We start from the raw sequence: 5,146 nt of genomic DNA, 5'->3' as shown, positions 1-5,146 counted from the left end.
GTCGTCCCGGTGGCGGCGGCGGTCGTCCCGGCGGTGGCGGCGGCTTCGCCGGTCGTCCCGGTGGCGGCGGTGGCGGCGGCTTCGCCGGTCGTCCGGCCGGTCCCGGTGGCGGCGGCGGTGCCGGTCGTCCCGGCGGTGGCGGCGGCTTCGGCGGCCGTCCCGGCTTCGGCGGTCGTCCGGGTGGTCCCGGTGGCCGTGGTGGCACACAGGGTGCGTTCGGCCGTCCCGGCGGTCCGGCGCGTCGTGGCCGTAAGTCGAAGCGGCAGAGGCGCCAGGAGTACGAGGCCATGCAGGCCCCGTCCGTCGGCGGCGTCATGCTGCCCCGCGGCAACGGACAGGCCGTCCGGCTGTCGCGCGGTGCCTCCCTCACCGACTTCGCGGAGAAGATCAACGCCAACCCGGCGTCGCTCGTCGCCGTGATGATGAACCTCGGCGAGATGGTCACCGCCACGCAGTCCGTTTCCGACGAGACGCTCCGGCTTCTCGCCGAGGAGATGAACTACGTCCTGGAGATCGTCAGCCCCGAGGAGGAGGACCGCGAGCTGCTCGAGTCCTTCGACATCGAGTTCGGCGAGGACGAGGGCGGCGAAGAGGCCCTGGTCTCGCGTCCGCCGGTCGTGACCGTCATGGGTCACGTCGACCACGGTAAGACCCGACTCCTGGACGCGATCCGCAAGACCAACGTGGTCGCGGGCGAGGCCGGTGGCATCACCCAGCACATCGGTGCCTACCAGGTCTCCTCCGAGGTCAACGGCGAGGACCGGAAGATCACCTTCATCGACACCCCGGGTCACGAGGCGTTCACCGCCATGCGTGCCCGTGGTGCGAAGTCGACCGACATCGCGATCCTCGTGGTGGCGGCCAACGACGGTGTGATGCCCCAGACGATCGAGGCGCTGAACCACGCCAAGGCGGCCGAGGTGCCGATCGTGGTCGCGGTCAACAAGATCGACGTCGAGGGCGCCGACCCGACCAAGGTGCGCGGTCAGCTCACCGAGTTCGGTCTGGTGGCCGAGGAGTACGGCGGCGACACCATGTTCGTCGACATCTCCGCCAAGCAGGGCCTCAACATCGAGTCCCTCCTGGAGGCCGTCGTCCTCACCGCCGACGCCTCGCTCGACCTGCGGGCCAACCCGGAGCAGGACGCGCAGGGCATCGCGATCGAGTCCCACCTCGACCGCGGCCGCGGTGCCGTCTCGACCGTCCTGGTCCAGCGCGGAACGCTGCGCATCGGTGACACGGTGGTCGTGGGCGACGCGTACGGCCGGGTCCGGGCGATGCTCGACGACAACGGTCAGAACGTCCAGGAAGCGGGTCCGTCGACCCCCGTCCTGGTGCTCGGTCTCACCAACGTCCCGGGTGCCGGCGACAACCTCCTGGTGGTCGACGAGGACCGTACGGCCCGTCAGATCGCCGAGAAGCGTGCCGCCCGTGAGCGCAACGCCAACTTCGCCCGCAAGGGTGTCCGGTTCTCCCTGGAGAACCTGGACGAGGCGCTCAAGGCCGGTCTGGTCCAGGAGCTCAACCTCATCATCAAGGGCGACGCGTCCGGTTCGGTGGAGGCTCTCGAGTCCTCGCTGCTCCAGCTCGACGTCGGTGAAGAGGTCGACATCCGGATCCTGCACCGCGGTGTGGGTGCGGTCACCGAGTCGGACATCAACCTGGCGACCGGCTCCGACGCCATCGTGATCGGCTTCAACGTGCGCGCCGCAGGGCGTGCCGAGCAGATGGCCGAGCGCGAGGGCGTGGACGTCCGGTACTACTCGGTCATCTACCAGGCGATCGAAGAGATCGAAGCGGCCCTCAAGGGCCTGCTCAAGCCGGAGTACGAAGAGGTCGAGCTCGGTACGGCGGAGATCCGCGAGATCTTCCGCTCGTCCAAGCTGGGCAACATCGCCGGTGTGCTGGTCCGCTCCGGCGAGGTCAAGCGCAACACCAAGGCGCGCCTGCTGCGCGATGGCAAGGTCATCGCGGAGAACCTCAACATCTCCGGTCTGCGCCGCTTCAAGGACGACGTCACCGAGATCCGCGAAGGCTTCGAGGGCGGTATCAACCTCGGAAACTTCAACGACATCAAGATCGACGACGTCATCGCGACGTACGAGATGCGCGAGAAGCCGCGGGGCTGATCCGCAGAGGGAAGGGTCCCGGGCCTCGCCCCGGGCCCCTTCCACCACGGTCGGAGCCGGTCGACGGGTCGTATTTCCGTCGATCGGCTCCGGCCGTTCCGGTACGGTTCTGGTGTCCCCGGCAAGCTCTGGCGGGGCACGAACCCGAACCGGCGGGACATCCGGACACACATGTATGTGGGGACCCTGTCCTTCGATCTGCTCCTCGGCGACGTACGGTCGTTGAAGGAGAAGCGTTCCGTCGTCCGCCCGATCGTGGCCGAGCTCCAGCGCAAGTACGCGGTGAGCGCGGCCGAGACCGGCGGACAGAATCTCCATCGCAGGGCCGAGATCGGCCTTGCCGTGGTCTCCGGGGACACCGGACACCTCACGGATGTACTGGACCGGTGCGAGCGGCTGGTCGCCGCGCGTCCCGAGGTGGAGCTGCTGTCGGTGAGACGGCGGCTGCACAGTGACGAAGACTGACAGTCGAGTGAAATCAGAAGGAAGAGTGACGGACCGGTGACCGACAACGCGCGGGCCCGCAAGCTGGCCGATCGCATCCAGGTCGTGGTCGCGGAGACCCTGGACCGGCGAATCAAGGATCCGCGGCTGGGATTCGTGACTATCACGGATGCCCGGGTCACCGGAGACCTGCGGGAGGCCACGGTCTTCTACACGGTCTACGGCGACGACGAAGAGCGCGCGGCCTCCGCCGCGGCGCTGGAGAGCGCCAAGGGCGTCCTCCGCTCCGAGGTCGGCCGGCAGACCGGGGTCCGCTTCACGCCGACCCTGGCCTTCGTGCCGGACGCCCTCCCGGACAACGCCCGCACCATCGAGGACCTCCTCGACAAGGCGCGGGCCAGGGACGCGGAGGTGCGCCAGGTGTCCACGGGTGCGAGTTACGCCGGCGACGCCGACCCGTACCGCAAGCCCGAGGACGAGGACGACGAGGCAGAGGCCTCCGGCTCCGCCGACAAGAACGAGGGCCCGACCTCCGCATGACCGAGCAGCAGACCACCACGCCGGACGGCCTTGTCATCGTCGACAAGCCGTCCGGCTTCACTTCGCACGATGTCGTCGCCAAGATGCGCGGCATCGCCCGCACCCGCCGCGTCGGCCACGCGGGCACGCTCGACCCGATGGCGACCGGAGTCCTCGTGCTCGGCGTCCAGCGGGCCACCAAGCTGCTCGGCCACCTCGCGCTGACCGAGAAGGAGTACCTGGGCACGATCCGGCTCGGCCAGGACACCGTCACCGACGACGCCGAGGGCGAGATCACCTCCTCCACCGACGCGTCCGGCGTGACCCGGGAGGGGATCGACGCCGGAGTGGCGGCCCTGACCGGCGCGATCATGCAGGTCCCGTCCAAGGTCAGCGCCATCAAGATCGACGGCAAGCGGTCCTACGCGCGGGTGCGCGGCGGTGAGGAGTTCGAGATCCCGGCCCGCCCGGTGACCGTCTCCTCCTTCCGCGTCTACGACGTCCGCGAGGCCGTCGCCGAGGACGGCACCCCCGTCCTGGACCTGGTCGTCTCCGTGGTCTGCTCCTCGGGGACGTACATCCGCGCCCTCGCCCGGGACCTGGGCGCCGGACTCGGCGTCGGCGGACACCTCACCGCGCTGCGCCGCACCCGGGTCGGCCCGTACGGACTGGACGCCGCCCGGACGCTGGACCAGCACCAGGAGGAGCTGACGGTGATGCCGGTCGCCGAGGCGGCCGCCGCCGCGTTCTCCCGCTGGGACGTGGACGAGAAGCGCGCCAAGCTGCTCCTGAACGGGGTACGGCTGGACATGCCCACGTACCCGCCGGGGCCGGTCGCGGTGTTCGGACCGGACGGGGCGTTCCTGGTGCTCGTGGAGGAGGAGAAGGGCAAGGCCAAGAGCCTCGCCGTCTTCGCCTGACCCGGCTCACGTACGCCATGCGTCTCTCGTACGTCATGTGTGGAGCGGGCACCCACCCCCCACCCGGTGCCCGCTCCACGTTCCCCCCCGGCACCATCCCTGCTCCCGGGGGGACACGCCTATTCACCCCATTGGACGGGCGCTCGGAGTGAATGCCGGGGGCGCGGGGGGCGCTTTCCCCGTCCTCGTTCCTGCCGGGATCACCGGCGTCCTAACGTCGGACCATGGGCAGCGGGGACCGGTCGAAGCTGGTAAGAATCTGCGATCAGGCCGGCCGGCCGCGAGGAACGGGATTCGTCGCGGACGACCGAGGCACCGTCGTCACCGCCCATCAGGCCGTCGCCTCCCCGGCGCCCTTCCTCCTCCACGGCACCGACGGCCGCACCTGCACCGTCGGCCCCGACGACATCACCGCACTGCCCGCCCTGGGCCTGGCCCTGCTGCGCACCGGCGGCCCCGACGCGCTCGACGCGGAACCCCTGCCCATCGCCGTGCGGGACCGGGCCGAGCCCGGCGGCTATGTGGACATCGCCGCCCACGGACGGCGTGAGGCCCGGGTCCTCGGCACCACCCCCGCCACCTACACCGCCCCGGACGGCGCGCACCCGGTGGCCGCCGCCCTGGAGCTGGCGCTCGGCACCGACGGCCGTGACGCCCTGCGCTCCGGGGGCGCGGCCATCGGGGGGCCGGTGACCGACCCGGTCACCGGCGTGGTCCTCGGCGTCCTGTGCACCGCCCTGGCCACCCCGCACGAGGCGGCCGGGCTCGCCCTGCCGATCGCCCGGGGCGCCGACGGCACGCTGGACGCCCTGCTGCGCCGCAACGCCCTCGCCGCCCCCGGCTACGGCCCCGACCTCAACCTCGCCGGTGCCCTCCAGCTCACCGCCACATCGGTCGGCTCGGCGGACGGCCCGAAGGCCCGCACCGCCCCGGTCGAGCGCGACGACGTCAGCGCGGAGTTCACCGCCTTCGAAGCCGGTACGGGCCTGGTGCTGGGCCTCGTCGGCGCGCCCGGCACCGGCCGCACCACCGAGCTGGCCGCCCTCGCCGCCCGCCGCGCCGAGGGCCGGGCGCCCGCCCCCACGCTCTGGCTCCGCGGCGCGGACCTGCTGGCCGACGACAGCTCGATCGCCG

The 5,146-nt window shown here is 71.4% G+C and carries 5 protein-coding genes; all 5 read left to right on the top strand.

The features are described 5' to 3' along the window. Positions 1 to 2,129 (top strand): translation initiation factor IF-2 (gene infB / locus CIB93_RS36700; protein WP_096633098.1); only part of this gene is annotated, 2,129 nt, incomplete at its 5' end. Between the two features lie 171 nt (positions 2,130 to 2,300). After that, the gene (locus tag CIB93_RS36695; RefSeq protein ID WP_073771471.1) at positions 2,301 to 2,594 is read left to right on the top strand and encodes a DUF503 domain-containing protein; all 294 of its coding nucleotides are present in this window, start codon (positions 2,301 to 2,303) and stop codon (positions 2,592 to 2,594) included. Positions 2,595 to 2,630: 36 nt separating this feature from the next. Further along, complete coding sequence (rbfA, locus tag CIB93_RS36690; RefSeq protein WP_096633097.1) at positions 2,631 to 3,113, top strand: 30S ribosome-binding factor RbfA; 483 nt, start codon at positions 2,631 to 2,633, stop codon at positions 3,111 to 3,113. Beyond that, positions 3,110 to 4,012 carry a tRNA pseudouridine(55) synthase TruB gene (gene truB / locus CIB93_RS36685; protein WP_096633096.1) on the top strand — a complete coding sequence of 301 codons (903 nt, stop codon included), beginning with the start codon at positions 3,110 to 3,112 and terminating at the stop codon, positions 4,010 to 4,012. Before rbfA ends, truB begins: the two co-directional genes overlap by 4 nt. A gap of 224 nt (positions 4,013 to 4,236) precedes the next feature. Beyond that, positions 4,237 to 5,146, top strand: a 910-nt coding sequence (locus CIB93_RS36680; protein WP_373558843.1) for a trypsin-like peptidase domain-containing protein, incomplete at its 3' end; no start/stop codon positions are given.

It is taken from the genome of Streptomyces sp. WZ.A104 (genome assembly GCF_002382885.1).
Lineage (GTDB): Bacteria > Actinomycetota > Actinomycetes > Streptomycetales > Streptomycetaceae > Streptomyces.
Note: the sequence above shows the minus strand (reverse complement) of the source record. Positions and strands in the feature narration are given on the sequence as shown.